Below are 5,143 nucleotides of genomic sequence, written 5' to 3'. Positions count from 1 at the left end.
GCGCGTGTTCTTTGAGAACTCAACAGCGTGCCGAATAGCCAGTAAATTGTATGACCTCGTCAAGAGGTTTTCCTTTGAGATTGTTACTGGACAACTGACATTATTGTCAGTGTTGTTCGGAGCGATCAAACATTCCTTATTGGAGAGTTTGATCCTGGCTCAGGACGAACGCTGGCGGCGTGCTTAACACATGCAAGTCGAGCGGTAAGGCCCTTCGGGGTACACGAGCGGCGAACGGGTGAGTAACACGTGGGTAACCTGCCCTGTACTCTGGGATAAGCCTGGGAAACTAGGTCTAATACCGGATATGACCTGCCTCCGCATGGTGGTGGGTGGAAAGTTCCGGCGGTACAGGATGGACCCGCGGCCTATCAGCTTGTTGGTGGGGTAATGGCCTACCAAGGCGACGACGGGTAGCCGGCCTGAGAGGGTGACCGGCCACACTGGGACTGAGACACGGCCCAGACTCCTACGGGAGGCAGCAGTGGGGAATATTGCACAATGGGCGAAAGCCTGATGCAGCGACGCCGCGTGAGGGATGACGGCCTTCGGGTTGTAAACCTCTTTCAGCGGGGACGAAGGGCAACTGACGGTACCCGCAGAAGAAGCACCGGCTAACTACGTGCCAGCAGCCGCGGTAATACGTAGGGTGCGAGCGTTGTCCGGAATTATTGGGCGTAAAGAGCTCGTAGGCGGTTTGTTGCGTCGGCTGTGAAAACTTCACGCTTAACGTGGAGCCTGCAGTCGATACGGGCAGACTTGAGTTCGGCAGGGGAGACTGGAATTCCTGGTGTAGCGGTGAAATGCGCAGATATCAGGAGGAACACCGGTGGCGAAGGCGGGTCTCTGGGCCGATACTGACGCTGAGGAGCGAAAGCGTGGGGAGCGAACAGGATTAGATACCCTGGTAGTCCACGCCGTAAACGGTGGGTGCTAGGTGTGGGGGACTTCCACGTCCTCCGTGCCGCAGCTAACGCATTAAGCACCCCGCCTGGGGAGTACGGCCGCAAGGCTAAAACTCAAAGGAATTGACGGGGGCCCGCACAAGCGGCGGAGCATGTGGATTAATTCGATGCAACGCGAAGAACCTTACCTGGGCTTGACATGCACTGGAAACCAGTAGAGATATTGGCCCCCTTGTGGCCGGTGTACAGGTGGTGCATGGCTGTCGTCAGCTCGTGTCGTGAGATGTTGGGTTAAGTCCCGCAACGAGCGCAACCCTCGTTCCATGTTGCCAGCGCGTTATGGCGGGGACTCATGGGAGACTGCCGGGGTCAACTCGGAGGAAGGTGGGGATGACGTCAAGTCATCATGCCCCTTATGTCCAGGGCTTCACACATGCTACAATGGCCGGTACAGAGGGCTGCTAAGCCGTGAGGTGGAGCGAATCCCACAAAGCCGGTCTCAGTTCGGATCGGGGTCTGCAACTCGACCCCGTGAAGTCGGAGTCGCTAGTAATCGCAGATCAGCAACGCTGCGGTGAATACGTTCCCGGGCCTTGTACACACCGCCCGTCACGTCACGAAAGTCGGTAACACCCGAAGCCCGTGGCCCAACCCGTAAGGGGGGGAGCGGTCGAAGGTGGGACTGGCGATTGGGACGAAGTCGTAACAAGGTAGCCGTACCGGAAGGTGCGGCTGGATCACCTCCTTTCTAAGGAGCATTCCTCACCGGATGTCTTCGGATGTCTGGTGGAGAGCCGTGCCGGCGGCGAATGATCGTCGGATGGTTGCTCAATGATGTGGATGCTGGCTATATACAGGACTTCGGGTTGTCTGGAGAGTTAGTACTGTCCGTGAGGGCGTGGAAGGGTCTCCAGAGGGTTCAAAGCTTCTGTTCGGTACGCTGTTGGGTCCTGAGGGAACACGTGAGTGTCTCTTTCAGCGAGAAACGGCAGGGCTGCCCCAGCTCCTGAACCGCCGGTCTTCGGATCTGGTAGGCGGGTGTGTTACGGGTGGTGTCTGGTTGTTCTTTGAGAACTGCACAGTGGATGCGAGCATCTTTGTGGCAAGTTATTAAGGGCACACGGTGGATGCCTTGGCACCAGGAGCCGATGAAGGACGTAGGAGACTGCGAAAAGCCTTGGGGAGTTGTCAACCGAGCTGAGATCCAAGGATTTCCGAATGGGGAAACCCGGCCCCAGTCATGTGGGGTCACCCTTGCCTGAACACATAGGGCATGTGGAGGGAACGCGGGGAAGTGAAACATCTCAGTACCCGCAGGAAGAGAAAACAACCGTGATTCCGTGAGTAGTGGCGAGCGAAAGCGGAAGAGGCTAAACCGTATTCGTGTGATACCCGGCAGGGGTTGCGTGTACGGGGTCGTGGGACCTGTCTGATCGTTCTGCCGGACGGTCGAGGAGTCATAAAACACTGTGGTTAGCGGAACGCGTCTGGAAAGCGTGGCCGTAGAGGGTGAGAGTCCCGTACGTGAAAACCCGGTGTCTCCTGACGGTGTTCCCAAGTAGCAGCGTACTCGTGAAATTCGCTGTGAATCTGGCGGGACCACCCGCTAAGCCTGAATACTCCCTGGTGACCGATAGCGGACTAGTACCGTGAGGGAAAGGTGAAAAGTACCCCGGGAGGGGAGTGAAATAGTACCTGAAACCGTGTGCCTACAATCCGTCGGAGCCTTTAGGGGTGACGGCGTGCCTTTTGAAGAATGAGCCTGCGAGTTAGTGCTGCGTGGCGAGGTTAACCCGTGTGGGGTAGCCGTAGCGAAAGCGAGTCCGAATAGGGCGTTCATAGTCGCGTGGTCTAGACCCGAAGCGGAGTGATCTAGCCATGGCCAGGGTGAAGCGTGGGTAAGACCGCGTGGAGGCCCGAACCCACCAGGGTTGAAAACCTGGGGGATGAGCTGTGGTTAGGGGTGAAAGGCCAATCAAACTCCGTGATAGCTGGTTCTCCCCGAAATGCATTTAGGTGCAGCGTCGTGTGTTTCGTGCCGGAGGTAGAGCACTGGATGGTCTAGGGGGCCCACAAGCTTACCGAAATCAACCAAACTCCGAATGCCGGTACGTGAGAGCGCGGCAGTGAGACTGCGGGGGATAAGCTTCGTAGTCGAGAGGGAAACAGCCCAGAACGCCGGCTAAGGCCCCTAAGTGTGTGCTAAGTGGGAAAGGATGTGGGGTCGCCCAGACAACCAGGAGGTTGGCTTAGAAGCAGCCACCCTTTAAAGAGTGCGTAATAGCTCACTGGTCAAGTGGTCCTGCGCCGACAATGTAGCGGGGCTCAAGCACACCGCCGAAGCCGTGTCATTCCGATTATGTCGGGATGGGTAGGGGAGCGTCGTTCAGCCGTTGAAGCGCCGGAGTGATCCAGGTGTGGAGGCTGGACGAGTGAGAATGCAGGCATGAGTAGCGAAAGACGAGTGAGAAACTCGTCCGCCGGATGACCAAGGGTTCCTGGGCCAGGCTAATCCGCCCAGGGTAAGTCGGGACCTAAGGCGAGGCCGACAGGCGTAGTCGATGGACAACGGGTTGATATTCCCGTACCCGTGTGAACGCGCCCATGGCGAACCTTGTGATACTAACCGCCCGAAGCCCATTCCACTCCTTCGGGAGTGGGGTGACGTGGAGCGCGGGACCTGAACTTGTAGTAGTCAAGCGATGGGGTGACGCAGGAGGGTAGCTCCGCCAGTGAGTGGTAGTACTGGTGTAAGCGTGTAGGCCGACGTGTAGGCAAATCCGCACGTCATATAAGGCTGAGACGTGATGCATAGCCGATTGAGGCGAAGTAGAGTGATCCCATGCTGCCGAGAAAAGCCTCTAGTGAGTGTTCATGCGGCCCGTACCCCAAACCGACACAGGTGGTCAGGTAGAGAATACCGAGGCGATCGGGCGAACTGTGGTTAAGGAACTCGGCAAAATGCCCCCGTAACTTCGGGAGAAGGGGGGCCGAGGGATTTGAAGCCCCTTGCGGGCTAGGATTTTTCGGCCGCAGAGACCAGCGAGAAGCGACTGTTTACTAAAAACACAGGTCCGTGCGAAGTCGCAAGACGATGTATACGGACTGACGCCTGCCCGGTGCTGGAACGTTAAGGGGACCGGTTAGTCTTTCGGGGCGAAGCTGAGAACTTAAGCGCCAGTAAACGGCGGTGGTAACTATAACCATCCTAAGGTAGCGAAATTCCTTGTCGGGTAAGTTCCGACCTGCACGAATGGCGTAACGACTTCTCGACTGTCTCAACCACAGGCCCGGCGAAATTGCATTACGAGTAAAGATGCTCGTTACGCGCGGCAGGACGGAAAGACCCCGGGACCTTTACTATAGCTTGGTATTGGTGTTCGGTTCGGCTTGTGTAGGATAGGTGGGAGACTGTGAAGCGCTGACGCCAGTCAGTGTGGAGTCGTCGTTGAAATACCACTCTGGTCGTACTGGATGTCTAACCTCGGTCCGTGATCCGGATCAGGGACAGTGCCTGGTGGGTAGTTTAACTGGGGCGGTTGCCTCCCAAAGGGTAACGGAGGCGCTCAAAGGTTCCCTCAGCCTGGTTGGCAATCAGGTGTCGAGTGCAAGTGCACAAGGGGGCTTGACTGTGAGACCGACAGGTCGAGCAGGGACGAAAGTCGGAACTAGTGATCCGGCCATGGCTTGTGGAAGCGTGGTCGCTCAACGGATAAAAGGTACCCCGGGGATAACAGGCTGATCTTGCCCAAGAGTCCATATCGACGGCATGGTTTGGCACCTCGATGTCGGCTCGTCGCATCCTGGGGCTGGAGTAGGTCCCAAGGGTTGGGCTGTTCGCCCATTAAAGCGGTACGCGAGCTGGGTTTAGAACGTCGTGAGACAGTTCGGTCCCTATCCGCCGCGCGCGTAGGATACTTGCGGAAGGCTGTCCCTAGTACGAGAGGACCGGGACGGACGGACCTCTGGTGTGCCAGTTGTCCTGCCAAGGGCATTGCTGGTTGGCTACGTTCGGAAGGGATAACCGCTGAAAGCATCTAAGCGGGAAGCCTGTTCCTAGATGAGGTATCCCACCCTTTGTGGGTTAAGGCCCCCAAGAGACTATTGGGTTGATAGGCCGGAGATGGAAGGTCGGTAACGGCTGGAGTTGACCGGTACTAATAGGCCGAGGACTTGCTACGAAGACGCTACGCATCCACTGTGCGGTTCTGAAAGAACCGAACCGGACCACCTGGTCC

General features: G+C 57.3%; 2 rRNA genes. Both read left to right on the top strand.

Features of this window, described 5'->3' with window-relative positions:
• Window positions 1-136 precede the first annotated feature (136 nt).
• A 16S ribosomal RNA gene (locus ACFQ3T_RS34030) occupies window positions 137-1,653 on the top strand.
• 352 nt (window positions 1,654-2,005) lie between these two features.
• A 23S ribosomal RNA gene (locus ACFQ3T_RS34025) occupies window positions 2,006-5,086 on the top strand.
• The 16S and 23S rRNA genes sit together here, the layout of an rRNA operon.
• Window positions 5,087-5,143: the final 57 nt, after the last annotated feature.

Source organism: Saccharothrix hoggarensis (genome assembly GCF_042678885.1).
Taxonomy (GTDB): Bacteria; Actinomycetota; Actinomycetes; order Mycobacteriales; family Pseudonocardiaceae; genus Actinosynnema; species Actinosynnema hoggarensis.
Note: the sequence above shows the minus strand (reverse complement) of the source record. Positions and strands in the feature narration are given on the sequence as shown.